This window comes from Phenylobacterium sp., assembly GCF_041913825.1.
In the GTDB taxonomy this organism is placed as follows: Bacteria; Pseudomonadota; Alphaproteobacteria; order Caulobacterales; family Caulobacteraceae; genus Phenylobacterium.
In genome coordinates this window covers 15,880-41,666 of sequence record NZ_JAYSEO010000032.1, presented here as the reverse complement: position 1 = coordinate 41,666, position 25,787 = coordinate 15,880, and the positions used below count along the sequence as shown (strand labels likewise).

25 protein-coding genes are annotated in these 25,787 nt (G+C 71.0%); 7 read left to right on the top strand and 18 right to left on the bottom strand.

Going from position 1 to position 25,787, the window contains the following annotated elements:
- Positions 1 to 7: 7 nt before the first annotated feature.
- Positions 8 to 1,162, bottom strand: coding sequence for a succinyl-diaminopimelate desuccinylase (dapE, locus tag ACE3Q8_RS20730; protein ID WP_374472476.1), 1,155 nt, complete (start codon positions 1,160 to 1,162; stop codon positions 8 to 10).
- A 45-nt stretch (positions 1,163 to 1,207) separates the two neighbouring features.
- Between dapE and ACE3Q8_RS20725 the strand changes: the two genes are divergently transcribed.
- On the top strand, positions 1,208 to 1,672 hold the full coding sequence (locus tag ACE3Q8_RS20725) for a cupin domain-containing protein (protein WP_374472474.1): 465 nt from the start codon (positions 1,208 to 1,210) through the stop codon (positions 1,670 to 1,672).
- Here the strand turns inward: ACE3Q8_RS20725 and dapD are convergent.
- Genes dapD through argB form a run of 3 tightly spaced genes read right to left on the bottom strand, consistent with a single transcriptional unit; the run spans position 1,669 to position 4,089 of the window.
- A complete protein-coding gene (dapD, locus tag ACE3Q8_RS20720; RefSeq protein ID WP_374472472.1) occupies positions 1,669 to 2,499 on the bottom strand; it encodes a 2,3,4,5-tetrahydropyridine-2,6-dicarboxylate N-succinyltransferase in 831 nt (276 codons plus the stop codon). The two genes, ACE3Q8_RS20725 and dapD, sit on opposite strands and share 4 nt — an antisense overlap.
- 1 nt (position 2,500) lies before the next feature.
- Complete coding sequence (locus ACE3Q8_RS20715; RefSeq protein WP_374472470.1) at positions 2,501 to 3,181, bottom strand: pyrimidine 5'-nucleotidase; 681 nt, start codon at positions 3,179 to 3,181, stop codon at positions 2,501 to 2,503.
- Positions 3,178 to 4,089 (bottom strand): acetylglutamate kinase, encoded by a 912-nt coding sequence (gene argB / locus ACE3Q8_RS20710; RefSeq protein WP_374472468.1) that lies wholly within the window; start codon positions 4,087 to 4,089, stop codon positions 3,178 to 3,180. Before argB ends, ACE3Q8_RS20715 begins: the two co-directional genes overlap by 4 nt.
- Positions 4,090 to 4,226: 137 nt before the next feature.
- Between argB and ACE3Q8_RS20705 the strand changes: the two genes are divergently transcribed.
- Complete coding sequence (locus ACE3Q8_RS20705) at positions 4,227 to 5,483, top strand: amidohydrolase family protein (RefSeq protein WP_374472502.1); 1,257 nt, start codon at positions 4,227 to 4,229, stop codon at positions 5,481 to 5,483.
- 65 nt (positions 5,484 to 5,548) lie between these two features.
- On the opposite strand, the gene ACE3Q8_RS20700 is transcribed toward ACE3Q8_RS20705, so the two are convergent.
- The 10 genes from ACE3Q8_RS20700 to ACE3Q8_RS20655 form a co-directional block, all read right to left on the bottom strand.
- A complete protein-coding gene (locus tag ACE3Q8_RS20700; protein ID WP_374472466.1) occupies positions 5,549 to 6,691 on the bottom strand; it encodes an acyl-CoA dehydrogenase family protein in 1,143 nt (380 codons plus the stop codon).
- A gap of 80 nt (positions 6,692 to 6,771) precedes the next feature.
- Positions 6,772 to 7,416: a ribosome biogenesis GTP-binding protein YihA/YsxC gene (yihA, locus tag ACE3Q8_RS20695; protein WP_374472464.1), complete on the bottom strand. Its 645-nt coding sequence runs from the start codon at positions 7,414 to 7,416 to the stop codon at positions 6,772 to 6,774.
- Positions 7,413 to 9,209 (bottom strand): membrane protein insertase YidC, encoded by a 1,797-nt coding sequence (gene yidC / locus ACE3Q8_RS20690; protein WP_374472462.1) that lies wholly within the window; start codon positions 9,207 to 9,209, stop codon positions 7,413 to 7,415. Before yidC ends, yihA begins: the two co-directional genes overlap by 4 nt.
- On the bottom strand, positions 9,210 to 9,614 hold the full coding sequence (rnpA, locus tag ACE3Q8_RS20685; RefSeq protein ID WP_374472460.1) for a ribonuclease P protein component: 405 nt from the start codon (positions 9,612 to 9,614) through the stop codon (positions 9,210 to 9,212).
- A gap of 132 nt (positions 9,615 to 9,746) precedes the next feature.
- Positions 9,747 to 9,881, bottom strand: coding sequence for a 50S ribosomal protein L34 (gene rpmH, locus ACE3Q8_RS20680; protein WP_068877158.1), 135 nt, complete (start codon positions 9,879 to 9,881; stop codon positions 9,747 to 9,749).
- Between the two features lie 86 nt (positions 9,882 to 9,967).
- Positions 9,968 to 10,717 (bottom strand): type I methionyl aminopeptidase, encoded by a 750-nt coding sequence (map, locus tag ACE3Q8_RS20675; protein WP_374472457.1) that lies wholly within the window; start codon positions 10,715 to 10,717, stop codon positions 9,968 to 9,970.
- Positions 10,718 to 10,772: 55 nt separating this feature from the next.
- The gene (locus ACE3Q8_RS20670; RefSeq protein ID WP_374472455.1) at positions 10,773 to 11,753 is read right to left on the bottom strand and encodes an NADPH:quinone oxidoreductase family protein; all 981 of its coding nucleotides are present in this window, start codon (positions 11,751 to 11,753) and stop codon (positions 10,773 to 10,775) included.
- Positions 11,753 to 12,802: an alpha/beta hydrolase gene (locus ACE3Q8_RS20665; protein WP_374472454.1), complete on the bottom strand. Its 1,050-nt coding sequence runs from the start codon at positions 12,800 to 12,802 to the stop codon at positions 11,753 to 11,755. Before ACE3Q8_RS20665 ends, ACE3Q8_RS20670 begins: the two co-directional genes overlap by 1 nt.
- Complete coding sequence (locus ACE3Q8_RS20660) at positions 12,803 to 13,465, bottom strand: TetR/AcrR family transcriptional regulator (protein WP_374472453.1); 663 nt, start codon at positions 13,463 to 13,465, stop codon at positions 12,803 to 12,805. It lies immediately after the preceding gene.
- A gap of 54 nt (positions 13,466 to 13,519) precedes the next feature.
- Entirely contained in the window at positions 13,520 to 14,428 is a 909-nt protein-coding gene (locus ACE3Q8_RS20655; RefSeq protein ID WP_374472451.1) for an SDR family oxidoreductase, read from the bottom strand.
- A gap of 227 nt (positions 14,429 to 14,655) precedes the next feature.
- Here ACE3Q8_RS20655 and ACE3Q8_RS20650 point away from each other — a divergent pair, with 227 nt between their 5' ends.
- Positions 14,656 to 14,910 (top strand): DUF378 domain-containing protein, encoded by a 255-nt coding sequence (locus ACE3Q8_RS20650; RefSeq protein ID WP_374472450.1) that lies wholly within the window; start codon positions 14,656 to 14,658, stop codon positions 14,908 to 14,910.
- Between the two features lie 93 nt (positions 14,911 to 15,003).
- Complete coding sequence (locus ACE3Q8_RS20645) at positions 15,004 to 15,405, top strand: DUF6491 family protein (RefSeq protein WP_374472449.1); 402 nt, start codon at positions 15,004 to 15,006, stop codon at positions 15,403 to 15,405.
- 35 nt (positions 15,406 to 15,440) lie between these two features.
- On the opposite strand, the gene ACE3Q8_RS20640 is transcribed toward ACE3Q8_RS20645, so the two are convergent.
- The 4 genes from ACE3Q8_RS20640 to ACE3Q8_RS20625 form a co-directional block, all read right to left on the bottom strand.
- Entirely contained in the window at positions 15,441 to 16,274 is an 834-nt protein-coding gene (locus ACE3Q8_RS20640; RefSeq protein ID WP_374472447.1) for a flagellin, read from the bottom strand.
- 322 nt (positions 16,275 to 16,596) lie between these two features.
- Positions 16,597 to 17,418: a DUF72 domain-containing protein gene (locus ACE3Q8_RS20635; protein ID WP_374472446.1), complete on the bottom strand. Its 822-nt coding sequence runs from the start codon at positions 17,416 to 17,418 to the stop codon at positions 16,597 to 16,599.
- Between the two features lie 5 nt (positions 17,419 to 17,423).
- Complete coding sequence (locus ACE3Q8_RS20630) at positions 17,424 to 19,076, bottom strand: M28 family metallopeptidase (protein WP_374472445.1); 1,653 nt, start codon at positions 19,074 to 19,076, stop codon at positions 17,424 to 17,426.
- 58 nt (positions 19,077 to 19,134) lie between these two features.
- Positions 19,135 to 19,908 (bottom strand): TetR/AcrR family transcriptional regulator, encoded by a 774-nt coding sequence (locus ACE3Q8_RS20625; protein ID WP_374472444.1) that lies wholly within the window; start codon positions 19,906 to 19,908, stop codon positions 19,135 to 19,137.
- 187 nt (positions 19,909 to 20,095) lie between these two features.
- Between ACE3Q8_RS20625 and ACE3Q8_RS20620 the strand changes: the two genes are divergently transcribed.
- Genes ACE3Q8_RS20620 through ACE3Q8_RS20610 form a run of 3 tightly spaced genes read left to right on the top strand, consistent with a single transcriptional unit; the run spans position 20,096 to position 25,768 of the window.
- On the top strand, positions 20,096 to 21,517 hold the full coding sequence (locus tag ACE3Q8_RS20620; RefSeq protein WP_374472442.1) for an efflux transporter outer membrane subunit: 1,422 nt from the start codon (positions 20,096 to 20,098) through the stop codon (positions 21,515 to 21,517).
- A 7-nt stretch (positions 21,518 to 21,524) separates the two neighbouring features.
- Positions 21,525 to 22,637 carry an efflux RND transporter periplasmic adaptor subunit gene (locus ACE3Q8_RS20615; protein WP_374472440.1) on the top strand — a complete coding sequence of 371 codons (1,113 nt, stop codon included), beginning with the start codon at positions 21,525 to 21,527 and terminating at the stop codon, positions 22,635 to 22,637.
- A complete protein-coding gene (locus ACE3Q8_RS20610) occupies positions 22,634 to 25,768 on the top strand; it encodes an efflux RND transporter permease subunit (protein ID WP_374472439.1) in 3,135 nt (1,044 codons plus the stop codon). Before ACE3Q8_RS20615 ends, ACE3Q8_RS20610 begins: the two co-directional genes overlap by 4 nt.
- Positions 25,769 to 25,787: the final 19 nt, after the last annotated feature.

Below are 25,787 nucleotides of genomic sequence, written 5' to 3'. Positions count from 1 at the left end.
CGCCGCCTCAGATCCCGAACGCCGCGAAGTAGCGCCGGATCAGCGCCTCGTAGACCGCCTGGAGCTGGCGGATCTCGGCCACCGGGGCGCGTTCGTCCACCTGGTGCATGGTGCGGCCCACGAGGCCCACCTCGACCACCGGGCAGAGCGCGCGGATGAAGCGGGCGTCGGAGGTCCCGCCGCTGGTGGAAAGCTCGGGCGCGCGGCCCGCCGCCTCCTCGACCGCCGCCGACACCACCTCGGTGAACCGCCCGGGCTCGGTCAGGAACGCCTCGCCGCTGATCTGCGGGACCACGGTCACCCTGCCCTTGAACCCCTGCGCGGCCTTCTCCGCCTCCGCCGCGATCCAGTCGGCCAGCGCCTGGCCCGTGTGGTTCGGGTTGAAGCGGATGTTGAGCCGGGCCCGCGCCACGCCCGGGATCACGTTCGTCGCCGTGTTCGGCACGTCGATCATGGTGACCTCCAGGTTCGACGGCTGGAACTCCGGATAGCCCTCGTCCAGCACCCGGTCCTGCAGGGCGGCGAGCAGCCGCACCAGCACCGGCGTCGGGTTCGCCGCCCGCTGCGGATAGGCCACGTGGCCCTGGATCCCCTCCACCGTGATCTCGGCGTTGATCGAGCCGCGCCGGCCGACCTTGACCATGTCGCCGAACGACTCCGCGCTGGTGGGCTCGCCGACCACGCAGTGGTCGATGGCTTCGCCCTCCGCCTGCAGCGCCTCGACCACCTTCTTCGTGCCGTCGAGGGCCACGCCCTCCTCGTCGCCGGTGATCAGAAAGGAGAGCGAGCCCGTCACCTCGCCGGCCCGGATGGCCTTTGCGGCGGCCGCGGCGAAGGCGGCGATGGCGCTCTTCATGTCCACGGCGCCGCGCCCGATCAGCACCCCGTCCACCACCTCGGCGGCGAAGGCGTCCTTCGACCAGGCGCCCGCGTCGCCCACGGGCACCACGTCGGTGTGGCCGGCGAAGCACAGGTTCGGCCGCGCGGTCCCGTAGCGGGCGTAGAGGTTCTCGATCTCGCCGAACCGCATGCGCCGGCAGGCGAAGCCCAGCCCCTCAAGACTCCGCTGCACCACGTCCATGGCGCCCTCGTCGGCCGGGGTGACGGACGGCTTGCGGATCAGTTCGCGGGTCAGTTCGACGGCGTCGATGGCGGCGGGCATGCTGAGGCTCTACCTAGGAATGGTCCGTCAGGCGAGGGGAAGCACATGCCGAAGATCGACGTCCAGGCCCTGCCGGTCCGCGAGGGCTCCGGCTATCCGGCCCCCTATGACCAGCCGTGCCTCGCCCGCTCGCGCCGGGCGCTCGGCGACGCCGCGGGCCTCGACCAGTTCGGCGTGAACCTCATGCGCCTGAAGCCCGGCGGCTGGTCCTCCCAACGCCACTGGCACACCCACGAGGACGAGTTCGTCTGGATCATCGAGGGCGAGGTGGTCCTGGTGACGGACGAGGGCGAGCAGGTCCTGCGGGCCGGCGACTGCGCGGGCTTCAAGGCCGGCGTCGCCAACGGGCACCATCTGCAGAACCGCTCCGACCGTGACGCCATCCTGCTGGAGGTGGGTTCCCGCCGTCCCGACGCCGACCGTTGCGACTACCCCGACCTGGACATGACGGTGGGCCCCGACGAGATCTACCGCCACCGCGACGGGACGCCGTATCCGCCGAAGGCCTAGTCCCTGAGCAGCTCGTTGATCGAGGTCTTCGACCGGGTCCGCTCGTCCACGGTCTTCATGATCACCGCGCAGTAGGTGGACGGCAGGTTCGGGTCGTGCGGGTTCGGCCGCGAGCCCGACATCACCACGGAGTAGGGCGGAACCTCGCCGGTGGTCACCTCTCCGGTGCGGCGGTTCACGATCGGCGTGGTGGAGGTCAGGTAGACCCCCATCGACAGCACGCTGCCCTCGCGGACGATGACGCCCTCGGCCACCTCGGAGCGGGCGCCGATAAAGCAGTTGTCCTCGATGATCGTCGGATTGGCCTGCAGCGGCTCCAGCACCCCGCCGATGCCCGCGCCGCCCGACAGGTGCACGTTCTTGCCGATCTGGGCGCAGGAGCCGACGGTGGCCCAGGTGTCGACCATGGTCCCCTCGTCGACGTAGGCGCCGATGTTCACGAAGGACGGCGTCATCACCACGCCCTTGCCGATGAAGGCGCCCTTGCGGACGATGGAGCCCGGCACCGCGCGGAAGCCGGCCTGCTCGAAGCGCGCGGCGTCCCAGCCGGTGAACTTCAGCGGGACCTTGTCCCAGTAGGGGCCCGGCGCGTCGGCCTCGATCAGGGCGTTGGGGGTCAGGCGGAACATCAGCAGGATCGCCTGCTTGGCCCACTGGTGCGTGACCCAGGTCCCGTCGGCCTCCCGCTCGGCCACGCGCAGCTTGCCGGCGTCGAGCAGCTCGATGGTCTCGCGGACCGCCTCGCGCACCTCGCCCTGCGTGGCGGTGTTGATCCCGTCCCGGGCCTCCCAGGCGGCTTCGACGATGCGCTTCAGGTCTTGGGTCATGTCAGGCGGCTTCCTTCACCTGGGCGGCGGCCAGGAACGGCGCGAGCCTCGCGGTGCGGTGGTGGACGAAGGGGGCGGCGGAGGCCGGCGCGTGCGGGCCGACCAGGACGGTGGTCATGCCGAGCTCGGCGGCGGGCGCCAGGTTGCGCTCGGAGTCCTCGAAGAAGGCGGCCTGGCCGGGCGCGATGCCGTGGGCGTCGTTCATCGCCTGGAAGGCGGCCGGGTCAGGCTTCGGCCGATAGCCGGTGCTGCCGATATGGAAGACGTCCTCGAACAGGTCGGCGAGCCCCAGCCTGGCCAGCACCCGCTCGGCGTGCACGTCGTCCGCGTTCGTGAAGATCAGCCGCCGTCCCGGCAGCCGGGCGATGCCGGCCAGCAGTTCCGGGTCGTGCGCCAGGCACTCCAGCGACAGGTCATGGAACAGGGCGTGGAACTCCGCCGGATCGACTCCATGGTTCTTCATCAAGCCCAGCAGGGTCAGGCCGTGCTCGCGCAGATAGTCCTTCTGCAGCCGGTAGGCGTCCTCGCGCGGCAGGCCGGTGACCTTCTGCACGAAGGCCGTCATCCGCTGCTCGATCTCGCCCATGAAGCCGCACTCGGCGGGGTACAGGGTGTTGTCGAGGTCGAACAGCCAGGTGTCGACGTGCCTCAGGTCGGCGCGCACGGGGTCGGCGGCGCTCATTCGCAGATCAGGGTGCCCGCGCCGTGCTCGGTGAACAGCTCCACGAGCATGGCGTGCGGCCGCCGGCCGTCCAGGATGACCACCGCCTCGACGCCGGCCTCCACCGCGTTGATGGCGGTCTCGAGCTTCGGGATCATGCCGCCGGTGGCCACGCCGTCGGCGATCGCCGCCCGGGCCTCGGCCACGGTCATCTGGCGGATCAGCTCGCCGTCCTTGCCCAGCACCCCCGGCACGTCGGTGAGCAGCAGCATGCGCTTGGCGTTCAGCGCCCCGGCCAGCGCGCCCGCCACCGTGTCGGCGTTGATGTTGTAGGTCTCGCCCGTGTCCGAGACCCCGATCGGCGCCACCACCGGGATGTAGTCCTCCTCGGCGTAGAGCAGGGCCTGGATCAGCTTCGGGTCCACCTTCTTCGGCTCGCCCACGAAGCCCAGGTCGACCATCTTCTCCTCGTCGGACTCAGGGTCCTTCTTCGTGCGGGTCACCTTGTCGACGACGATCAGCTTGGCGTCCTTGCCCGACAGGCCCACGCCGCGCACGTCGGCCTCGGCGCCCGCCTGGGTGATCCAGTTGGCGATCTCCTTGTTGATCGCGCCGGAGAGGACCATCTCGGCCACCTCCATGGTCGCCTCGTCGGTCACCCGCAGGCCGTCCACGAAGGTCGACTTCACCCCGGCCTTGGCCAGCCAGGCCGAGATCTGCGGCCCGCCGCCGTGCACCACCACCGGGTGCACGCCCAGCATCTTCAGCAGCACGGCGTCGGCGGCGAACAGCTTGGCCACCTGCTCCTCGCCCATGGCGTGGCCGCCGTATTTGATGACCACCGTCTCGCGGTCGTAGATCTGGATGTAGGGCAGCGCCTCGGCGAGCGTCTTGGCCGTCGCCCAACCCTGGCCGTTCGTCTCGCTCACCCGTGCCTGCTCCGTCCGCAATCGACTGCGGGGGTCCGATAGCGGACGCCGGTTCCCCTGTCACGCGGCCCCCGGCGTGCTAAGCGGGAAACGCACCTGTGATTTTCGGGGGATGGGACGTGCGTAAGGACTTCGGAATGGCGGCGCTGGCCGCCGGGGCGACTTTGCTCGCGGGCGCGGCGCAGGCCGAGACGGTGGCGGTCACCGCCGACCGGCTGCTGGACGTGGCCCAGGGCCGCTATGTCGATAGGCCCATGGTGGTGATCGCCGACGGCCGGATCGTCTCGGTGGGCCGCCAGGCCGATGCGCCGCCGGCCGGCGCGCGCAGGGTGGACCTGCCCGGCGTCACCCTGCTGCCCGGACTCATCGACATGCACGTCCACCTGACCAGCGTGGCCCAGATCGGCGGCTACAACTCGCTGGAATATTCCGACGCCTTCTGGACGGCGGTGGCCACCCGCCACGCCAAGGACACCGTGGAGGCCGGGTTCACCACCGTCCGCAACGTGGGCTCGGAGTTCTACGCCGACGTGGGCCTGCGCGAGGCGATCGACGGCGGCTACATCCCGGGCCCCCGGATCGTCACGGCGACCTACGCGCTGGGCGCCACCGGCGGGCATTGCGACTCGACCTTCTTCCCGCCCTCCATGGCCGAGAAGAGCCCCTTCACCATCGACAGCGCCGAGGAGGCCCGGGCCAAGGTCCGCCTCGCCAAGAAGTACGGCGCCCAGGTGATCAAGATCTGCGCCACCGGCGGCGTCTTTTCCCGGGGCCCCTCGGTCGGCGCCCAGCAGCTCTCCCTCGAGGAGATGCGCGCGGTGGTGGACGAGGCGCACATGGCCGGCCTCAAGGTCGCCGCCCACGCCCACGGCGCGGCCGGCATCAAGGACGCCATCCGCGCCGGCGTCGACACCATCGAGCACGTCAGCCTGGTGGACGACGAGGGCATCCGGCTCGCGAAGGAGCGCGGCGCCTACTTCAGCATGGACATCTTCAACACCGACTACACCCAGGCCGAGGGCAAGAAGAACGGCGTGCTGGAAGCCAACCTCGCCAAGGACCGCGAGGTGGCCGACGTCCAGCGCGAGAACTTCCGCAAGAGCCTGAAGGCGGGCGTGAAGCACGTGTTCGGCACCGACGCCGGGATCTATCCGCACGGCCAGAACGCCCGCCAACTCGCGGTCATGGTGCGCTACGGCGCGACCCCGCTGCAGGCGATCCAGGCCGCCACCGTCACCGCCGCCCAGGCGCTCGGCCAGGAGAAGGACGTGGGCCAGGTGAAGCCCGGCGCCTTCGGCGACCTGGTCGGCGTCCAGGGCGACCCGCTGGCCGACGTCACCGTCCTCGAGAAGCCCGTCTTCGTCATGAAGGGCGGCGAGGTGGTGCGGAAGTAGCCAAATCCCCCTCCCTACCCTCTCCCTCGGGCCTGCGGCCCGGGGGTGAGGGTAGGCCAAGGCCCTCAGATCGACCGCGCCACCACTTCCTTCATGATCTCGCTGGTCCCGCCGTATATCCGCTGGACCCGGGCGTCGCGCCACAGCCGGGCGATGGGGTACTCGTTCATGTAGCCGGCCCCGCCGTGGAGCTGCAGGGCGGCGTCGCAGGCCTCCCACTGCAGCTCCGTGTGGAACAGCTTGGCGGCGGAGGCCTCGGCGGCGGTCAGCTTGCCCTCGAGGTGCCGGGCCATGGCCCAGTCCAGGTGCGCCCAGCCGGCCTGCAGCTTCGCCTTCAGCGCGCCGAGCGTGAAGCGGGTGTTCTGGAAGTCGAACACCGACTGGCCGAACGCCTTGCGCTCCTTGGTGAATTTCACCGCCTCGTCGAACGCCCGCTGGGCTCCGGCCTGGGCCGAGACCGCGATGCCCAGCCGCTCCTGCGGCAGTTGCTGCATCAGGTAGGCGAAGCCGCGGCCTTCCTCGCCCAGGCAGTTCGTGATCGGCACCCGCACGTCCTCGAAGAACAGCTCCGAGGTGTCGGCCGAGTTCTGGCCCACCTTGTCCAGGTTCCGGCCGCGCTTGAATCCGGCCCGGTCGGCCTCCACCAGGATCAGCGACACGCCCTTGGATCCGGCCGTCGGGTCGGTCTTGGCCACGACCACGATCAGGTCGGCGTTCTGGCCGTTCGTGATGTAGGTCTTCGACCCGTTGACCACGTAGTGGTTGCCGTCCTTCTTCGCCGTGGTGCGCACGCCCTGCAGGTCGGAGCCGGTTCCGGGCTCGGTCATGGCGATGGCGGTGATCGCCTCGCCCGACACCATCTTCGGCAGCCAGGTCCGCTTCTGCTCTTCCGAGCCGTAGTTGGCGATGTAGTCGGCGACGATGTCGGACTGCAGGGTGATCCCGGCGCTGGAGCCCGCGTAGGCCAGTTCCTCGTCGATCACCGCGTTGTAGCGGAAATCGAGCCCCAGGCCGCCGTACTCGGCCGGCACGGTCGGGCACAGCAGGCCGGCCTCGCCGCAGGCCCGCCAGAAGTCGCGGTCGACGATCCCGTCCTCCTCCCAGCGGTCGAGGTTGGGCGTCAGGGCGCGGTCGAAGAACTTCCGCACCTGGTCGCGGAACAGGTTCATGTCTTCGTCGTAGACGGCGCGGCCTTCGGTGGTGAGCATCGGTTTCCCCTTGTTCGCCCGATGCCTAGCCGCCTGACGCAGCGTCGGGGAACCCCAGTTCCTCCCCTTGGGGGAAGCGACTAGACCGAACAGGCCTGGACGATCTCCGCCCGGAGCTCCGGGATGCCGGTGCCCTTTTCCGACGAGGTGGCCAGCACGCGGGGGAAGGCGGCCGGGCGCTTGCCGATCTGGGCCAGGGTGCGGGCGGTCACCGCCGCCACGTCCTTGGCGCTGATCTTGTCGGCCTTGGTGAGGATGATCTGGTAGCTCACGGCGGCCAGGTCGAAGGCGGCCATGGCCTCCTCGTCCACCGGCTTCAGGCCGTGACGGGAATCGATCAGCAGGAAGGCGCGCTTCAGGTTCGGCCGGCCTCGCAGGTAGTCGCGGCCGAGGTTCTGGAACTTCTTCACCTCGCCTTTCGAGGCCCGGGCGAAGCCGTAGCCCGGCAGGTCGACCAGCCGCAGCTTCTCGTCGCCGATGACGAAGAAGTTCACCTCGCGGGTGCGGCCGGGCTCGTTGGAGGCGCGCGCCAGGTGCCCGCGGCCGGTGACGGCGTTGATCAGGCTCGACTTGCCGACGTTGGAGCGGCCGGCGAAGGCCACCTCCGGCAGGTCGCTGTCCGGCAGCCCCGCCATGTTCACCGCGCCCATCATGAAGCGCGCCTCGCCGGCGAAGAGCTTGCGCGCCGCCTCCAGCGCCTCGGCGTCGAAGGCGGCCTCGCTCATGTGACCGGGTCCGGCTTGCCGGTGACCTTGCGGATCAGCTTGTCGATCGGGTTGTCGACCTTGAAGCGGCGCATGATCACCCACTGCTGCAGGATCGTCAGCACGTTGGACCAGGTCCAGTAGATCAGCAGGCCGGCCGCGAACGGGGCCATGATGAAGGTGAACATGATCGGCATGAGCTGGAAGATGCGCTGCTGCACCGGGTCCGGCGCCGGCGGGCTCATCGAGGTGGTGAGCCACATGGTGAAGCCGTAGAGCAGCGGCAGCACGCCGAGGTGCAGGGCGCCGTCCAGCAGGCCGCCGATCAGCGGGGCGCTGGCCGGGTCCCAGGGGATCAGGCCGAACAGGGTCCAGATGGTGGTGGGATCGCGCGCCGACAGGTCCTGGATCCAGCCCACGAAGTGCGCGTGGCGCATCTCGATGGTGACGGTCAGCACCTTGTAGAGGGCGTAGAACACCGGGATCTGCAGCAGCAGCGGCAGGCAGCCGGCCAGAGGATTGACCTTCTCGCGCTGGTAGAGGGCCAGCAGCTCCTGCTGCTGCTTCGCCGGGTCGTCCTTGTACTTCTTGCGCAGCTCCTCCATCTGGGGCTGCACCTTCTTCATCTTGGTCAGCGACTCGTACTGCTTGTTGGCGAGCGGGAAGAATAGCGCGCGCACGACCACGGTCAGCAGCAGGATGGCGATGCCGAAGTTCGCCACGTGCTGGGAGATGAAGGCCAGGAACGAGAAGATCGGCCGGGTCAGGAACCAGAAGTTCCCCCAGTCCACCGCCCAGTCCAGGCGCTCGACGCCCAGCTTGGCGGAGTACTCGCGCAGCAGCGGCACGCGCTTGGCGCCGGCGATGAAGTGGGTGGTCTCGGTGATCTGCTGGCCGGCCGCGATCGAGCGGGCCGCGCCGGTGAAGGTGGCGTCGAACACCTGGGTGGCGCCGACGTCGGTCTTGCGGAACTGGCCGGAGACCTGCTCGGCCTGGCCCGGCACCAGCGCGGTCAGCCAGTACTTGTCGGTGATGCCGACCCAGCCGCCGGTGGACGAGTAGGCCGGGCCGCCGCCGTCCTTCTGCCACTTCTTGTACTTCACCTGCCGGAGCTTCCCGTCCAGCCAGCCCACCGCGCCCTCGTGCACGATCTGGTTGGAGCCCAGGTCGGACGGGATCCCCTGGCGCTGCACCGAGGCGTAGGGGACCAGGGTGATCGGCGCGCCGGTGGTGTTGGCCACGGTGTCGGTGATGGTGAACAGGTACCGCTCGTCCACCTCGATGCGGCGGGTGAAGGTCAGGCCCGCGCCGTTGGTGGTCTGCAGCACCACGGGCTGGCCGGGCGCGAGGCGCGAGCCCTGGACCAGGGTCCAGACGGTGTCGGGGGTCGGCAGGCCGCCGACGTTGGCGCCGGTCCAGCCGATGTCGGCGAACCAGGCATGCTGGGTTCCCTCGGGACGCAGCAGCTCCACCGGCGGAGAGTTGCGGTTCACCGTCTGCCGGTACTCGGTGAGGAACAGGTCGTCGATCCGCGCGCCGCGCAGCGAGAGCGTGCCCTTCAGCGCCGGGGTGTCGATCGGAATCCGCGGGCTCGCCGCCGCCGCCTGCTGGCGGGTGACGGTCTGCGGGACGGCGGGCGGGCGCACGCCGCCGGCGCTCGCCGGCGCCGCGGCCGCGGCGGCCGACTGGCGGGCGCGCTCGGCCTCCGCCCGCTTCTGCGCCGGGCCCAGCACGAAGAACTGGTAGCCCAGGAACAGGAGCATGGCCGCGACGATGAAGATGATCGTGTTGCGGGTGTTATCGTCGCGTTGCATTCAGGGGGTGCGGTCCGTGGAGGGAGGGCGCGGGCCCGACGCCTGAGGGCTCTCGCGGTCGGCGGCGAGCCTTAACAGCGCGGTTTTCACATCGTCAAGCAAACGGTCCCAGGGGCGGGTGGTCACACCGCCGCGGGCGATGAACACATAGTCCATGCCGGGCCGTCCGAACCGGGGCAGCAGCAGGCGCGCGGCCTCTCGCATCCGACGCTTGGCGCGGTTGCGCTCCACCGCGCCGCCGATGCGCTTGGTGGCGGTGAATCCGGCGCGGACCAGCGGCTGTTCGTCGGCCCGTGCGCGGGCCTGGACCACCACCGCGCCCTTGGCGGTCGACGGCGCCTGGGCGCAGGCGAGGAACTCGCTGCGCTTCTTCAGTCGCTCGATGGGGAAGTCGGCGTCGGCCACGGCGCGGACCCTACCGCCTCGCCCGTGCGCCAGGCGCAAAAAGAAGCGGACGCTGCGTCGCCGCGGCGTCCGTTCCTGAAAGGCTCATGTGCATGAGGCCCGGCTCGCGAGGCGCGAGGCCGGGAAGCCGCCTTAGGCGCTCAGGCGCTTGCGGCCCTTGGCGCGACGGCGGGCCAGAATCTTCTGGCCGTTCTTGGTCGACATGCGCAGGCGGAAGCCGTGACGACGCGCGCGCACGAGGCGGGAGGGCTGGAAGGTGCGCTTCACGAGAAAAGCTCCGGGGTCGAAAATCGAGCGGCGGTGGATAGTGGAACCGCGGCCAGGAGTCAACCGGGGCGGCCCCGCCCGCCGCCTCAGTCGGGCAGGGTCAGAACCACGGCGCCGCGCGGGGTGGCCACCAGGGTGTGCTCATACTGCACCGTGGGCTCGCCGCCCGGCGGGAACAGGGTCCAGCCGTCGTCGGCCTCGTCCACCCAGTCGGCGCCCAGCGACAGGAAGGGCTCGATGGTGAACACCAGGCCGTCGTGGATCTTCCGCCGCTCCGAGCGATCGTGCCAGGTGGCGATCTCGGTGGGCTCCTCGTGCAGCGAGGCGCCCACCCCATGGCTCGCGAGGTTGCGGACCAGGGTGTAGCCGTTCTTGCGGGCGAAGGCCTCGATGCTCTTGCCGATGGCCCCGAGCTCGGCCCCGGACCGCACCTGGCGGATGCCGCTCCACAGCGCGCGGCGGCCGTCGCGGCACAGCCGCTCCACCCGGGGCGTCACCGGCGGCACCGCGAAGCTCGCCCCGGTGTCCGCGAAGAAGCCGTCCAGCTCGGCCGAGACGTCGATGTTGATCAGGTCGCCGGCCTGCACCTTCCGGTCCCCCGGGATGCCGTGCGCCACGTCGGGGCCCACCGAGATGCAGGTCGCGCCCGGAAAGGCGTAGGACATCTCCGGCGCCGAGCGCGCGCCGGCGTCCTCCAGCATCCGGCGGCCCAGGTCGTCGAGCTCGCGGGTGGTGATCCCCGGCTCCAGCGCCTGGCCCATGGCCTGCAGTGTGCGCGCTACGAGCCGCCCCACCGCCCTCAGCTTCTCCAGCTCTTCCTCGCTGCCGACGGTCATGCCTGGGCTCCTTCTGTGGCGATTGTCGCCCGACCCGCCCGCCCGCGCCAAGCCCTCACAGGTCCGGCCGCACCACCGCCTTGCCGACCACGGTGCGCTCGGCGAGCGAGTCGAAGGCCGCGCGCCAGTCGTCCAGCGCGTATTCGCGGTGCACGCGCGGGCGGACCTTGCCGTCCTCGGCGAGTTTCCAGATCGCCTCGAGATTCTCGCGGCCCTTCTCCGGGAACTGCCGGCCGTACTCGCCGGCCCGGATTCCCATCACCGAGAAGCCCTTGATAAGCGCGATGTTCACCGGCAGCACCGGCAGCCGCCCGGAGGTGAAGCCGATCGACAGGATCCGCCCGCCGAAGGCGATGCAGCGGACGCTCTCGTCGAACACGTCGCCGCCCACGGGATCGTAGATGACGTCCGCGCCCCGCCCGCCGGTGAGGTCCTTCACCCGTTCGCGGAAGCCCTGCGTGACGTTCACCGTGGCGTCGGGCGCGTATTCCGCCGCGATGGTCGCGAGCTTCTCGTCCGAGGCCGAGGCGGCGATCACCTTCGCGCCCATCGCCTTCGCCAGGTCCACGGCGGCCAGGCCGACGCCGCCCGCCGCCCCGTGGACCAGCACCCACTCGCCGGGCTGCAGCCGCGCGCAGCGCTCCAGCGCCACATAGGCCGTGAGGTAGGCCACCGGATAGCCCGCCGCCTGGCTGAAGCTCATCCCCGGGGGCACCCGGCGCAGGCCCGCCGCCGGCAGGACGGCATATTCCGCCATGCCGCCGCGTCCTCCGCCGGCCACCGGGTCGCCCACGGACCAGGCGGCGACGCCTTCGCCCACCGCGTCCACCTCGCCGGCCAGCTCCATGCCGGGGGTGAACGGGACCGGCGGCTTGTGCTGGTGCTCGCCGCGGGTCTGCATCAGGTCGGGGAAGTTCACCGCCGAAGCCCGCACCCGGATCCGCACCTCGCCGGGCCCGGGCTGCGGCGTCGGGATCTCCTTCACGACGCAGCCCGCGTAGTCCGCCGCCAGGCGCTCCACCACCAGGGCGCGCATCAGGCGATCCGCCCTTCGAGGCCCTCGCGGACCAGGCCGGCGATCTCGCGGCAGGCGGCGTCGGCCGCCGGGACGCCGCCGGTGAAGGCGGTGAAGCCGTGCGCCAGCGCGTCGTAGCAGCGGTAGGCCACCGGCGCCCCCGCCGCCTTCAGCCGCCGGGCGTAGGCCTCGCCCTGGTCGACCAGCGGGTCGAAGCCGGCGGTGGCGACGACCGCGGGCGCGAGGCCCGAAAGGTCCGGCTCCCGGATCGGCGACAGGCGCACGTCGGCCGGGTCGTCCGTGGGCGAGAGGTAGTGGGCCATGAACCAGTCCATGATCGGCCGCGAGAGCGGGAAGGCGTCGGCGTAGGTGGTCATCGAGGGCGTCTCCGAGGCCACGTCCACGCAGGGATAGACGAGGAGCTGCAGCGCCGGCTGCGGCTCCCCGGCGCGCTTCAGCTCCTGGCAGACGGTGGCGGCGAAGGCGCCGCCCATGGAGTCGCCGCCGATGGCCGCCCGGCCCTCCGGCGCGCCGAACCGTCCGGCGTTGTCGCGACCCCACCGATAGGCGGCGAGCACGTCCTCCAGGCCGGCCGGGAAGCGGTGCTCGGGGGCCAGCCGGTAGTCGATGGACAGCACCGGGCAGCGGGCGATGGCCGCGAGCTGGGCGGCGAAGGCGTCGCAGGTGTCGAGGTCGCCGATCACCCCGCCGCCGAAGTGGGCGTAGACCATCAGCGGCGCGTCCGGATCCTGCCGCGGCGGGCGGTAGGCGCGGGCCGGGATCGTCCCCGCCGGGCCCGGGACGCTCGAGGCCTCGACGCGGACGCCCGGCGCGCGGTCGCCGCCCAGCATCTCCACCGCCTCGGCGTTGGCCCGGCGGAGGCTTTCGGGGGTCAGGTCGCCGCCCAGCGGCCGACGCCTGGCCTGGGCGGCCAGGAACTGGAAGCGGGGATCGAGCGTGCGGCCGCCCTGGTAGACCACCCCGCCGCCGGCCATCGCCCGGAGCACCGGGGCGGGCAGGGCGAGCAGCGCCCGGGCGGCCAGCCGCCGCCCGCGGGATCCCGCCGCCATCTAGCCCTGCGCCCGGGGCAGGCGGCTCAGGCCGCCCAGGATCATGGCGCTCGCGAACTCGGTGGCCCCGGCCACGTCCACCGGCCGGCGTGACAGCATCTTGTCGCCCACGTCGCGGGCGATGGCGATGCAGGCGGCGGCCATGTAGTCGGGGTCGGAGGCCGGGCCCTCGTGGCGGGCGATGGCGCTCTGCACCGCGTCGCGGACCTCCGCGAACACCGCGGCCATCTCCGGCGTCTCCCCGTGGATGTGCGGGTGCGGCTCGCCGGGCGGCCGCCGGGCCAGCCAGCTCGTGTGCTCGTCGGCCAGGAAGCCGAAGTAGGCCGCCAGCGCCGCGCGGATGAAGCCCTCGAAGTCCGGCGTCTCGCTGCGCAGCTTCTTCAGCATGGGCGAGAACCGCCGCGCCCCGTCGTCGGCCAGGGCGGCGAACACCTCCTCCTTCGAGCGGTAGTAGTTGTAGAAGGTCCCCGCCGCCAGGCCGGTGCGGCGGATGATGTCGCGCACCGTGGCCGTCTCGTAGCCCAGCTCCCCGAACACCTCGCGCGCGGCGTCCAGGATCGCCTGGCGGTTCTGGACCTTCGTCTGCTCGCGCTTGCCGACCGGGAGATAAGCGATCTTCGAGGACATGGACCTGGGCTGACTCGGAAAAATGACGCGAGTCATTCTAGGCCCTTCTGGCGCGGCGCCAACAGCCGGCATCGGCGATCCCTTCCGCGATCAGACGGTCCGCTGCGCCCGGTCCTTCTCGTTGGTCGCCTTGATGGCGTTGCGCGCCGCCTCCCACTCCGCGTCGCCCCAGCCGGCCAGCCGGGAGAAGCCGCCGCCGGTCTGCAGGTGCGAGCCGCCGTCGATGGCGATGGTCTGTCCGTTCACATAGGCCGAACCCGGATCGAGCAGGTAGACGGCCAGGTTGGCCAGCTCGCGCATCTCGCCGTTGCGGCCGAGCGGGATCATCGGGTCCTCGTGCGCCTGCCGGTCGCCCCCGCCGGGGTTCAGCCGCGCGCTCATGCCCTCGGTGGGGAAGGGGCCGGGCGCGATGGCGTTGAAGCGGACGCCGCGATTGCCCCATTCCACCGCCAGCGACTGGGTCATCACGTTCAGCCCCGCCTTGGACATGGCCGACGGCACGGTGAACGGCCCGCCGTGCCAGACCCAGGTGGTCAGGATCGACACCACCGAGGCCTTCTTCCCCTCCGCCAGCCAGCGGCGGCCGGCGTCCAGGGTCACGAAGAACGAGCCGCGGAAGACGATGTTGGCGATGGCGTCGAAGCCGCGCGGCGACAGGTCCTCGGTGCGGCTGATGAAGTTGCCGGCGGCGTTGTTCACGAGCCCGGTCAGCGCCCCGCCGTCGGCCCAGATCTCGTCCATCGCCTCGTGGATCGCCTCGGGCACGCGGATGTCGCAGGCCCGGCCGACGCACTTGCCGCCGTGCGCGTCCATCAGCTCCCGGGCCGCCGCCTCGATGACATTGCCCCGCCGGCCCCAGATGTAGACCTCCGCGCCGAGCATCAGGCAGGCCTCGGCCATCACCTTGCCGAGCCCGGTGCCACCGCCGGTGATCAGCACCCGCTGGCCGGTCATCAGGCCGGGGCGGAACATCAGGTCGTCCATCGTAAACTGGGCCATCGGCGTCTCCGTCCCTTGTCGTTTCCGGAAGCACACGCCCCTGACGCCACGGCGGTCAAGCGCCGCGCGGCGGCCCAGTCGTCCGCAAGTCCCGCCGGGCGCGAAGACTTTCCGGTCCGACGCGACGACTTTCCTGTCAAATGATGCGGTAAGTCGTCGTCGCGGAACATGTTCGACCGCGGATCGATTGATCCGGTTATCCAAGGCGAATGAACTGGAGCTGGATTATGAAGTGGCTGAACGTCATCACCCTGCTGCTCCTGATCGTGGGCGGGGTGAACTGGGGCCTGGTGGCCATGGGCGGGCACGAGATGGATCTCGTGGCCAACCTCTTCGGCGGCGACGATGCGGCCCTGGCCAAGGTGGTCTACGGCCTCGTCGGCCTGTCGGCGCTCTGGCAGATCATGCCGTGGGTGAAATCGCTGAGCATGGGCGAGACCCATGCCGAGGCGGGCCACCGCGACGTGGGCGCCATGCGCTGAGGCGCGTAGGATCGGCCCCGGCTCCGCGGTTCGCCGCGGGGCCGGCGGTTCAGGCTTGACGGGGCCGGCGCCTTCGCCGGCGGAGGGACCGGGATGAGGACAGGGATCGCGCCGGCGGCGGCGCTCGCCGCGCTGGCGCTGGCCGGCTGTGCGGCGGGGATGCGGACGGAGTCGGCGGCGGGACAGCCCACAGGGGGCCGGCAGTGTTTCTGGGCGAGCAGCGTCAACGGCTTCCGCGCCGTGGACGAGCGCGCGGTGAACCTGCGGGTCGGGGTCCGGGACGTCTACCGGCTGGAGCTCATCGGCCCCTGCCCGGACGTGGACTGGGCCACCCGGATCGCGATCCAGTCGCGGGGCGGCAACAGCATCTGCACGGGTCTGGACGCGGTGCTCATCGCGCCCTCGCCGATCGGGCCCCAGCGCTGCCTTGTGCGCAACGTGAGGAAGCTGACGGCGGCGGAAGTCGCCGCCCTGCCGGACGCCGCGCGACCCTGATCGAGCCCCGCGGACGCCCGGCCTGACGGGTCGTCTTACCTGAAGAGGCTCAGGAGGGTCGACGACGCCTGGTTGGCGATCGAGAGCGCCTGGATGCCCAACTGCTGCTTGGTCTGCAGCGACTGGAGCTTGGCGCTTTCCTTCGCCAGGTCAGCGTCCACGAGGTTGCCGACCCCAGCGTCCAGCGTGTCCTGCAGCTTCATGACGAAGTTCAGGTGCGACTCCAGCGACTTGGAGCCGGTGCCCAGCTTCGACAGCGAGGCCGACACGTTGGTGATCGCCGTGTTGAGCGTGGCGATCATGGCAGACGCGGTGGACTGGGTGCCGATCGACGAGGTGGCCGAGAGCGTCCCGAGCGCCGTGCCCCCCAGGGAGAGATCCTGGGCGGAGACGGTGATCACCGAGCTCGCGTCCGCGTTGGCCAGGGCCTCCACGGTGGCGCCGCCCGTCTTGATCATGTTCGCGCCGTTGAACACGGCGTTGTCGACCGCCTTGGCGATCTGGTCACGGAGCGAGATGAAGTCGTCGTTCAGCGCCGTGCGGCTGTTGTCGTCGAGGGTCGAGTCCGACGCTGCGAGGGCCTTTTCCTTCATCCGGATGAGGAGGTCGGAGATGGTCTCGCCGGCGTTGATCGCCACGTCCACGGTCGATTGACCGCGTTGCAGCGATTCCTTGACGGCGTTCAGCGAGTTGGAGGTCGCACGTTGGTTCTGGGCGATGGCCCAGATGGCGCCGTTGTCCTTCACGCTGCCCACCCGCTTGCCGGTGTTGATCCGGGCCTGGGTGGTCTGCAGGTCGGCGTTTGTCGCGTTGAGGTTCTGGAGGGCGGCCATCGCCCCCACGTTGGTATTGACGCTGTTCATAGGCATGAACGCGGGCCCTTTCTTTTAGGGTTATGGTGCGGTCGCCGTTTTGGCGGCCGGGGCTTTTTGCCCGCTCACGGCGTCGCAAGGGCCGGGCCAACTTCCCGCAGGTGTGACGTTTTCTTCCGCCTCAAGGGGGCGCGCTCGGCAGAGCCTGCCCGAGTGAATCAAGTTGTCGCGGCACGAATTGCCGGGCGGTGAATCAGAATTGCCTACCCGTAGGCAATTGCTGCCCTTGTCCTTTACTGAGCAAGGCAACTATTACCTGCGCGAGGTCTCGATTCCACTCCTCTCCCCTCCCACTTCGTGTGGGGGGAGCGGAGGGCGCTCAGTCCGCCGCCACCGTCAGCCCGCCGCAGCGCGCCTGCAGCTCCATGGCCGCGCGGGGCGCCCGCACCTTCCCCTCGTGGATGACGTAGGCGTAGACGTCGTGCGCCGTCTCGGGCGGGCCGGTGCGGTCCAGGGGCCGGAAATCGGCCGGGACCTTGCCCTCGGCGTATTCGCGGAAGCGGCCGGCCCACAGGTCCAGCTCGTCGGGCGTGTAGCCGGTCTCCACCGCATCGTCGGCCGACAGCAGCCGCATGTAGACGAAGTCGGCGGTGATGTCGGGGATGTAGGGGTACTTCTCGTTTTCCGAGTTGCAGATCGCCACGTTGGCGTCGCGGCACAGCGCCACGAACCGGGCGTCTGCGAAGGTCTCGTTGCGCACCTCGACCACGTGCGCCAGCGGCAGGTCGGCGAGCCGGCGGGGCAGCAGCTCCAGGAACCCGGCAAATTCGTCGTAGTCGAACTTCTTGGTCGGCGCGAACTGCCACAGGATCGGGCCGAGCCGGTCGCCCAGCTCGGCCAGGCCCTGGTTCAGGAAGATGTCCATCGAGCCCTTGCCGTCCGAGAGGACCTTGCGGTTCGTGCAGAACCGCGAGGCCTTCACGGCGAACCGGAAGCCGTCGGGCGTCGCCGCCCGCCACTTGGCCCAACTGTCCGGCTTGAAGCTCGAATAATAGGTGCCGTTGATCTCGATGGTGGCCAGGCGGCGGCTGGCGTAGTGCAGCTCGTCGGCGTGCTTCAGCCCCTTCGGGTAGAAGACTCCGCGCCAGGGCTCGAAGGTCCAGCCCCCGATGCCCGTCCGGATCACGCCCGCCGCCGCCATGGCTGCTACCTCCGCATGGACTTGGTCTTGTCGCGCTCGAGCTTGAACTCGGCGCCTTCCTTCCACTCCGGCCACACCGTCGAATTCGCGAGCCGGCGGCCCATCTCGTAGAACAGCCCCACCTCCTGGCTCAGGCCCGAGAGGTCCCAGTTCGCGTCGAACTCGTCCGCCGGCTGATGGTACTTGTCCTTGATGTAGGCTTCGCTGGCCGCCTCGCCGGCCGCCTTGCCGCCCTTGGCCAGGGTCTCGCCCGCGCCGAACGAGATCGCCGGCACGCCGCGCTTGGCGAACGGGAAGTGGTCCGAGCGGTAGAAGCTGCCCGCCTGCGGGTTCGGATCGGGGCTGAACGACAGGCCGCGCTCGGCCGCCAGCTTGATCAGGTCGTCCTGCAGGCTCAGCGGCGCGTTGCCCGACATGGTGACGTCCTTGAACCCGCCCAGCACGTTCATGCCGTCCATGTTCAGCACGCCCACGGTGGAACCCAGCGGGTAGAGCGGGTTGTCGGCGTAGTATTCCGAGCCCAGCAGGCCCTTCTCCTCGGCGGTGACCGCCAGGAAGACGATGCTGCGGTCCGGCTTCGGGCCCTTGGCGAAGGCGCGGCCGAGCTCGATCAGGGCGGCGGTGCCCGAGGCGTTGTCCACCGCGCCGTTGTAGATCCGGTCGCCCTTGGCGTCGGCCAGGCCCACGCCCAGGTGATCCCAGTGGGCGGAGTAGATCACCCGCTCGTCGGGCCGCTTCGTGCCCGGGATGACGCCCACCACGTTCTTCGACACCACCTTCTGCGCGTCCACGGCGTAGTCGGTGGAGAAGGTGACGCCGTTCAGGGCCACCGGCTTGAAGTCGCGGGTCTGGGCCTGCTTCTTCAGCGCCTCGAAGTCGAGGCCCGCCTTCTTGAACAGGTCGACGGCGTTGTCGCGCTGGATCCAGCCCTCCAGCGGCGCGTGCGCCTTGGTGGGGTCCTGGCGGATGACGTCGAAGATCTCGTTGGTGTTGGAGTTCTTCACCGTGGCCCAGCCGTAGGAGGCCGGCTCGCGCTCGTGGATCACCAGGAAGCCGATGGCGCCCTGCTTCGCGGCCTCCTCGTACTTGTAGGTCCAGCGGCCATAGTAGGTCATGGCCTTGCCGCCGAAGTCGCCCTGTCCGGTCTCGAAGTCGGGGTCGTTCACCAGGACGAGCGCGACCTTGCCCTTCAGGTCGTAGCCCTTGAAGTCGTCCCAGTTCTTCTCCGGCGCGGTGACGCCGTAGCCCACGAACACCACCGGCGCGTCCTTCACCGTGAGGCGGTCGACGCCGGTCTGGGCGGCGCGGATGGCGATCTGCTCGCCCTGGGTCCAGGTCTGGGTCTCGCCGCCGGCCTTCACGCTGACGTTCACAGGACCCTTGGTGGCGAAGCGGGCGAGGGGGACGTCCTGGGTCCAGGCGCGCTGGCCGTTCTTCAGGTCGCCGCCCGGCTGGACGCCGGCCGCCTTCAGTTGCTCGGCGATGTAGGCGACGGTCTTGCGCTCGCCCTCGGTGGCCGGCGCGCGGCCCTCGAATTCGTCGGACGACAGCACCTTGATGTCCTGCGCCATGCGCTGGGCGTCCACCGGATCGGCGGCGTGGGCGGGAACGGCGGCGAGCACGCTGAGCGCGGCCGCGCAGAGGAGAAGTCTTTTCATCAGGTCACTCGAAGAGGCACGGAAGGCTGCGGACCCTATTGCCTCCCGAGCCGCACGGCTAGGCCGTCGCGCCGCGCTTGCGGGCGATGAACATCTCGATGCCGTCCAGCACCCGCTGCAGCCCGAATTCGAAGCCGCGGGTGCGGTCGAACGCGCCGTCATAGGCGGCCATCAGCGCCTCGCCCACCCGGTGCAGCACCGGGAAGGCCTCGGGATCGAGGATCTCCATCAGGGTCGGCTCGGCGATCGCCAGCCACTGCTCGTCGGTCATGCCCGAGCGCTGCTCCACCTCCCGCGCCTCGAGGGCCGAGCGCACGGCGCCGCGCACGTAGTCGGTGAGCAGGCCCTCCACCAGCTCCATCTCCAGCTCGTCCAGGCCGACGCCGTCGATCGCGCGGAAGACGGTCTCCATCCGCTGCATGAAGTTGGGGCCGAGCGGCGGGCGGTGCGTGGCGATCCGCATCATCCACGGATGCCGATGGCCCAGCGCCCAGAGCTGCCGGGCGACCGCCTCCAGCTTCTCCCGCCAGCCGGGCAGGGCGGGATCCGGCGCCTCCAGCTCGCCCATCGCCCTGTCGTACATCAGCTCGAGCAGCTCGGCCTTGGACGGCGCATAGGTGTAGAGCGCCATGGGCGAGAGCCCGACCTTCTCGGCCACCCGGCGGATCGACAGCGCCTCGACCCCCTCGCGGTCGGCGATGGCGATGGCCGCGGCGATGACCTCCTCCAGGCTCAGCTTCGGCTTCGGACCGCGCCGGCCGGGTTCGTGGCGGCCCCACAGCAGCTCCAGGCTGCGCCGCGGGTCGTGGGCGTTGGGGGTGTCCGAGGTCATCGCCCGCACATTACCGTAAAAACACTTTACAAGATACGGAGTTTAAGGCAGAGCGCCGTTCGCCAGAGGCCCGCAGAGGCCCGGCCGGGAGCGAGACAATCGGATGGGCCGTGTTGCGGCGCAGACATTGCGCCGTCGTCGATCTGTGTTCATCAAACCGCCCCGAAGGCTCGAAGCGACCTCGCCGATGCGTCCCCATCTTCCCGTCGCCGTCGTCATGACGCTCGCCGTGGCCGCCTGCGCGAGCCCGCGAACGCCGGACCTCAGCCTGCCGCAGGCCTTCGAAGCCCAGCCCGGCGCCCCCGGCGCGGTGGCGCTGGATCAGTGGTGGACGGCGTTCAACGAGCCGGAGCTCACCACCCTGGTGGAGCAGGCCCTGGCGGCCAACACCGATGTGCGCACCGCCGCCGCCCGGCTGCAGGAGGTCCGCGCCCAGCGCAACAGCGCCATCCTGAGCCTGTTCCCGCAGGGCGACGCCACCGGCTCTGCGCGGCGCACCGACACCGAACAGCTCTCCGGCACCGAGGTGAACATCCCCGGCTTCTCCACCGGCGGGGTGTCGGAGGCCTACAGCGCCAACTTCAACGTGAGCTGGGAGCTCGACCTCTTCGGCCGCAGCCTGACCGCCGCCCGGGGCGCCAACGCCGACGTGGCCGCCCAGCGCTTCGCCTACGAAGGCACGCGCGCGGCCATCGCCGCCCAGGTGGCCGACTCCTGGTTCCAGGCCCGCGGCCTGGCGATCCAGCTCGCCGACGCCCAGGAGACGGCGCGGATCCAGCGCGCCCTCTACGACCTCGCCACGAAGCGGGCGCAGGCCGGCCTCTCCGCCTCGTCCGAGCCCGACCGCGTGGCCGGCGACCTCGCCCAGGCCGAGGCCCAGGTGGCCGGGCTCGAGGCCGAGCTGCAGGCCCAGCGCCGGGCGCTGCTGATCCTCACCGGCCGCGTGGCCGAGCCCACCGCCAACATCGCCGCCGCCCCGGTGGTCGGCGCCCTGCCGCCCGTGCCGGCGACCATCCCGGGCGACCTGCTGGCCCGCCGGCCCGACGTGCGCGAGGCCCAGACCCGCGTCCGCGTCGCCGCCGCCCGCCAGGACATCGCCGAGCGCGCCTTCCTGCCCACCTTCAACCTGACCCCCGGCGTCGGCTGGCAGCGGCAGGAGCAGCCGGGCTTCTTCAGCGAGAGCTGGAACTGGTCGCTTGGCGGCACGGTCACCCAGCCGATCCTGTCGATCCCGCGCCTGCTCGCCGACCTGAAGGCCGAGAACGCCCGCACGGAACAGGCCGTCATCAACTATGAGCGCGTCGTACAGACCGCCTTCGGCGAGGCCGAGGGCGCGCTGGTCCGCCTGCAGGCCGACCGCCGACGGGTGACCCTGCTCACCGACGGCGAGGTCCGCGCCGCCCGCGCCTATGAGGCCGCCCGCCTGGGCTACGCCCGCGGGCTCACCGACCTGCAGACGGCGCTCTCGGCCGAGCAGTCCTGGCGCGCCACCCGCACCCAGCTCACCTCCGCCCAGGTGCAGGCGCTCCGCCGCACCGTGCAGGCCTACCGGGCCCTGGGCGGGGGCTGGAACCCCGACCGTCCTTCTCCCCTCGCGAAAGCCCGCTGAGTCCCGCATGAGACGCTCTCATCTCGCCTTCGTCCCGCTGGCCGCCGCCGTGGCGCTCGCCGGGTGCCACCGCCCCGAGCCCGCCCAGCCGGCCCAGGCGCAGGGCGCCCGCGCGGTCACCGTGGTGCGGCTCGAGCCGCGGGCCATGTCCGGCTCGCTCAGCGCCTCCGGCGATCTGCTGCCCCGCGAGGAGGCCGCGGTCATGCCCGAGGTCACCGGCTTCCGGGTCTCGCGGGTGCTCGCCGACGTGGGCGACTACGTCCGCGCCGGCCAGACCCTGGTCCAGCTCGACCCCGCCCTGCTGCAGGCCCAGGTGGCCCAGGCCGAGGCCCAGGCCGCCCAGGCCGAGGACCAGGCCCGCCGCGTCCAGGGCCTCGAGGGCCAGGGCGTGCTCTCCAACGAACAGATCGTCCAGCGCCGGCTGCAGGCCCAGGTGGCCCGGGCCAACCTGCGCGACCTGCAGACCCGGATGCGCAAGATGAGCGTCACCGCGCCCGTCTCCGGCCTGGTGCTGGAGCGCACCGTGCGGCCGGGCGACCTGTCGGCCGGCGGGGCGACGCCCTGGTTCCGCCTCGCCCGCGAGGGCCAGGTGGAGCTCGCCGCCCAGGTCTCCCAGGACGACCTCGCCCGCATCCGACCCGGCCAGCGCGCGATGGTCACCCTGCCCAACGGCTCCACCGCGCCGGGCACGGTGCGCATCGTCAGCCCGCAGATCGACCCGCAGACCAAGCTGGGCGTGGTGCGCCTGACCCTGCCGGTGCGCAGCGATATCCGGGCCGGCGGCTTCGCCCGCGCGGTGTTCGACGACGTCGGCGCCCAGGTGCTCTCGCTGCCGGAATCGGCGATCCGTTACGACGCCAACGGCGCGAGCGTCATGGTCGTCGGCGCCGACAACCGCGTCCGCCGCGTGGCCGTCCAGACCGGCCAGCGCGGCGGCGGCATGGTGGAGATCCTGCGCGGCCCGCCGCCGGGCGCCCGTGTCGTCCAGAACGCCGCCTCCTTCCTGCTCGACGGCGACCTCGTGCGGCCGACCGAAGGCCGCGCCCAGGCCCAGGCGGCGCCCGCCGCGGCCGCCGCCCCCACCGCCGCCGCCCGTCCCGCCGCCGGAGCCCCGCGATGAGCGAGCATCACGCCGGAAATCCGTCCCACTTCCCGATATCCGCCTGGGCGATCCGCAACCCGGTCCCGGTGGCCCTGCTGTTCATCGGCCTGCTGATCGGCGGGCTGATCGCCTACGCCGGCCTGCCGGTGAAGCAGTTCCCGAACATCCAGTTCCCCGTGGTCGCCGTCACCGTCACCCAGTCGGGCGCCGCGCCCGGCGAGATGGAGACCCAGATCACCCGCCCGGTGGAGGACGCCATCGCCGGCATCACCGGCGTCGACAACGTCCAGTCGGTGGTGACCCAGGGCGTCTCCACCACCTCGATCCAGTTCAACATGGGCGAGGACCTGCAGAAGAAGACCGACGAGGTCCGGGCCAAGATCGACCAGGCCCGCCAGGTGCTGCCGCGCGACATCGACGAGCCGCAGATCACTCAGGTGGAGGTCGACAGCGCCTTCCCGATCATCACCTACGCGGTGGCGGCCGAGACCATGTCGGACGAGGAGCTCTCCTGGTTCGTCGACGACACCATCAGCCGCGAGCTGCAGACCGCCAGCGGCGTGGCCCAGGTCACCCGCGTGGGCGGCGTGGCCCGCGAAATCAACGTCATCGTCGACCCGACGCGGTTGGCCGCCCGCGGCCTCACCGCGGCCCAGGTCAACAATGCGCTGGCCAGCTTCCAGCTCGACGCCCCCGGCGGCCGGCTGGAGGTCGGCGGCCGCGAGCAGACCCTGCGCGTCCTGGGCTCGGTGGAGACCGTCGCCCAACTGCGGAACATGACCATCCCCACCGGCACGGGCAGCTATGTCCGCCTGACCGACGTGGCCGAGATCGGCGACGGCGCCTCCGAGCCCCGCGGCTTCGCGCGCCTGAACGGCCGGCCGGTGGTGGGCTTCCAGGTGGCCAAGACCAAGGAGGCCTCCGACGTCGACGTGGAGGACGCGGTCAACGTCAAGCTCCGGCAGATGGAGCAGACCTATCCGGGGGTGAAGTTCACCAAGATCTACGCCTCGGTGGACGAGACCCGCGCCAATTTCCGCGCCACCCAGCACGTGCTGCTGGAGGGCATGGTGCTGGCCGCGCTCGTGGTGCTGCTGTTCCTGCGCGACTGGCGGGCGACCCTGATCACCGTGCTCGCCATGCCGATCTCGCTGATCCCCACCTTCTTCGTGATGAAGCTGGCGGGCTTCTCCCTGAACCTCGTCACCCTGCTGGCCCTGACCCTGGTCATCGGCATCCTGGTCGACGACGCCATCGTGGAGATCGAGAACATCGAGAAGCGGGTGGCCCGCGGGATGCGCCCGTTCCAGGCCGCCCTGCAGGGCGCCGACGCCATCGGCCTGGCGGTGGTCGCGACCACCTTCGCCATCGTCGTGGTGTTCACCCCGGTCAGCTTCATGCCAGGCATCCCTGGCCAGTTCTTCAAGGAGTTCGGCCTCACCGTCTCCGTGGCCGTGCTGTTCTCCCTGCTGGTGGCCCGCCTCGTGACGCCGCTGATGGCCGCCTACTTCCTGAAGCCGTCGGTCAAGCCGCACGAGCGCAAGGAGTTCACCGGCTTCTACCGCGACGCCCTCGAGTGGGCGCTCGGCCACCGCGTCGTGGCCGCGCTCATCGGCCTGGTGCTGTTCATCGGCTCGGTCATGCTGGTGCCGCTGCTGCCGCAGGGCTTCCAGCCGCCGGGCGACCCCGACTACATCTACGTCAACGTCCAGGGCCCGCCGGGCGCCACGCTCACGGACATGGAGGCGGCGACCCAGGCGGTCACCCGGGTCATGAAGGCCCAGCCCGAGGTCACCGACGTCTTCACCCAGGTGGGCTCCACCGTGGCCAACTTCGGCCCCGGCGGCGGGCCGGGGGCCAGCGACGTCCGCTCCGGCACCATGACCATCCTGCTGCGGCCCGACCGCGGCGTCAGCGGCAACGAGCTGAAGGACCGGGTCCGCGCCCAGATCGCCGCCATCCCCGACGTGCGGCTGAACTTCCTCGACTTCCAGGGCTCGGCCGGCTTCCAGCAGGTGCTCACGGGCCAGGACCCGGCCGCCCTCGACCGCGCCGCCCTCGAGCTCGAGCGCCAGATGCGCGGCGTCGACGAGGTGGTGGACCCCAGGCCCGCCAACCCGCCGGTCGGCCCCGAGGTGGTGATCCGTCCCCGGCCCGACGAAGCCGCGCGGCTGGGCGTCTCGGTCGCCGCCATCGCCCAGGCGGCCCGCGTGGCCACCGTCGGCGACATCGAGGCCAATGTGCCCAAGCTCAACGAGGGCGAGCGGCGGATCCCCATCCGCATCCGGCTGCCGGAGAACGCGCGCGCCGACATCGAGCAGATCAAGCAGCTCCGGCTGGCCACCGCCACCGGCGGCTCCACGACGCTCGGCGCCGTGGCCGACGTGGAGTTCCAGGCCGGCCCCGCCCGGATCGACCGCCTGAACCGCCAGCGGCAGGTGACCATCCAGGCGGAGCTCGCCGACGGCGTCGAGCTTGGCGAGGCCACCAAGGCCGTCCACGACCTGCCGATCATGAAGAACCTGCCCAAGGGCGTGAAGCCGGGCGCCATCGGCGACGCCGAGGCCATGCAGGAGATGTTCGGCGGCTTCGTGGTCGCCTTCGCCACCGCCGTCTTCCTGATGTTCGCCGTGCTGGTGCTGCTCTTCCAGAGCTTCTTCAAGCCGATCGTCATCCTGGCGGCCCTGCCGCTGGCCGTTGGCGGGGCGTTCATCGGCCTCCTGATCTTCAACCTCAGCCTGTCGATCCCCTCGCTGATCGGCTTCCTGATGCTGATGGGCCTGGCGGCGAAGAACTCGATCCTGCTGGTGGAATACGCCATCGAGCGCGAGCGCGAGGGCATGAGCCAGCACGACGCGCTGATCGAGGCCTGCCGCGAGCGGGCGCGGCCGATCATCATGACCACGGTCGCCATGGCCGCCGGCATGCTGCCCACCGCCTTCGCGCTCGAGAAGGGCGCCGAGTTCCGCCAGCCCATGGCCGTGGCGGTGATCGGCGGCCTGATCACGTCCACCCTGCTGTCGCTGGTGCTGGTGCCGGTGGTCTACCGCTTCGTGGACGATTTCGAGAACTGGATCCGTCCGCGCGCCGCCAAGCTGATCACCCCGCGCGAGCCGCCGCTCCGGCCCTTGCCCGAGGACCGGCTCTGATCCCGGCCCCCTCTCCTCC

Excerpts from the sequence above, each read along its gene's own strand:
- ACE3Q8_RS20700 (WP_374472466.1), bottom strand. The coding sequence starts at position 6,691 with ATGCTCACCACCGAAGGCCGCGCCGTCTACGACGAAGACATGAACCTG.
- ACE3Q8_RS20705 (WP_374472502.1), top strand. The coding sequence starts at position 4,227 with ATGGCGGCGCTGGCCGCCGGGGCGACTTTGCTCGCGGGCGCGGCGCAG.
- dapE (WP_374472476.1), bottom strand. The coding sequence starts at position 1,162 with ATGCCCGCCGCCATCGACGCCGTCGAACTGACCCGCGAACTGATCCGC.
- ACE3Q8_RS20630 (WP_374472445.1), bottom strand. The coding sequence starts at position 19,076 with ATGAAAAGACTTCTCCTCTGCGCGGCCGCGCTCAGCGTGCTCGCCGCC.
- ACE3Q8_RS20655 (WP_374472451.1), bottom strand. The coding sequence starts at position 14,428 with ATGGCCCAGTTTACGATGGACGACCTGATGTTCCGCCCCGGCCTGATG.
- ACE3Q8_RS20715 (WP_374472470.1), bottom strand. The coding sequence starts at position 3,181 with ATGAGCGCCGCCGACCCCGTGCGCGCCGACCTGAGGCACGTCGACACC.
- ACE3Q8_RS20635 (WP_374472446.1), bottom strand. The coding sequence starts at position 17,418 with ATGGCGGCGGCGGGCGTGATCCGGACGGGCATCGGGGGCTGGACCTTC.
- ACE3Q8_RS20660 (WP_374472453.1), bottom strand. The coding sequence starts at position 13,465 with ATGACTCGCGTCATTTTTCCGAGTCAGCCCAGGTCCATGTCCTCGAAG.
- ACE3Q8_RS20670 (WP_374472455.1), bottom strand. The coding sequence starts at position 11,753 with ATGCGCGCCCTGGTGGTGGAGCGCCTGGCGGCGGACTACGCGGGCTGC.
- ACE3Q8_RS20665 (WP_374472454.1), bottom strand. The coding sequence starts at position 12,802 with ATGGCGGCGGGATCCCGCGGGCGGCGGCTGGCCGCCCGGGCGCTGCTC.
- map (WP_374472457.1), bottom strand. The coding sequence starts at position 10,717 with ATGACCGTCGGCAGCGAGGAAGAGCTGGAGAAGCTGAGGGCGGTGGGG.
- ACE3Q8_RS20625 (WP_374472444.1), bottom strand. The coding sequence starts at position 19,908 with ATGACCTCGGACACCCCCAACGCCCACGACCCGCGGCGCAGCCTGGAG.
- yidC (WP_374472462.1), bottom strand. The coding sequence starts at position 9,209 with ATGCAACGCGACGATAACACCCGCAACACGATCATCTTCATCGTCGCG.
- ACE3Q8_RS20650 (WP_374472450.1), top strand. The coding sequence starts at position 14,656 with ATGAAGTGGCTGAACGTCATCACCCTGCTGCTCCTGATCGTGGGCGGG.
- ACE3Q8_RS20620 (WP_374472442.1), top strand. The coding sequence starts at position 20,096 with ATGCGTCCCCATCTTCCCGTCGCCGTCGTCATGACGCTCGCCGTGGCC.
- yihA (WP_374472464.1), bottom strand. The coding sequence starts at position 7,416 with ATGAGCGAGGCCGCCTTCGACGCCGAGGCGCTGGAGGCGGCGCGCAAG.
- dapD (WP_374472472.1), bottom strand. The coding sequence starts at position 2,499 with ATGACCCAAGACCTGAAGCGCATCGTCGAAGCCGCCTGGGAGGCCCGG.
- ACE3Q8_RS20610 (WP_374472439.1), top strand. The coding sequence starts at position 22,634 with ATGAGCGAGCATCACGCCGGAAATCCGTCCCACTTCCCGATATCCGCC.
- ACE3Q8_RS20615 (WP_374472440.1), top strand. The coding sequence starts at position 21,525 with ATGAGACGCTCTCATCTCGCCTTCGTCCCGCTGGCCGCCGCCGTGGCG.
- ACE3Q8_RS20645 (WP_374472449.1), top strand. The coding sequence starts at position 15,004 with ATGAGGACAGGGATCGCGCCGGCGGCGGCGCTCGCCGCGCTGGCGCTG.
- ACE3Q8_RS20640 (WP_374472447.1), bottom strand. The coding sequence starts at position 16,274 with ATGCCTATGAACAGCGTCAATACCAACGTGGGGGCGATGGCCGCCCTC.
- ACE3Q8_RS20725 (WP_374472474.1), top strand. The coding sequence starts at position 1,208 with ATGCCGAAGATCGACGTCCAGGCCCTGCCGGTCCGCGAGGGCTCCGGC.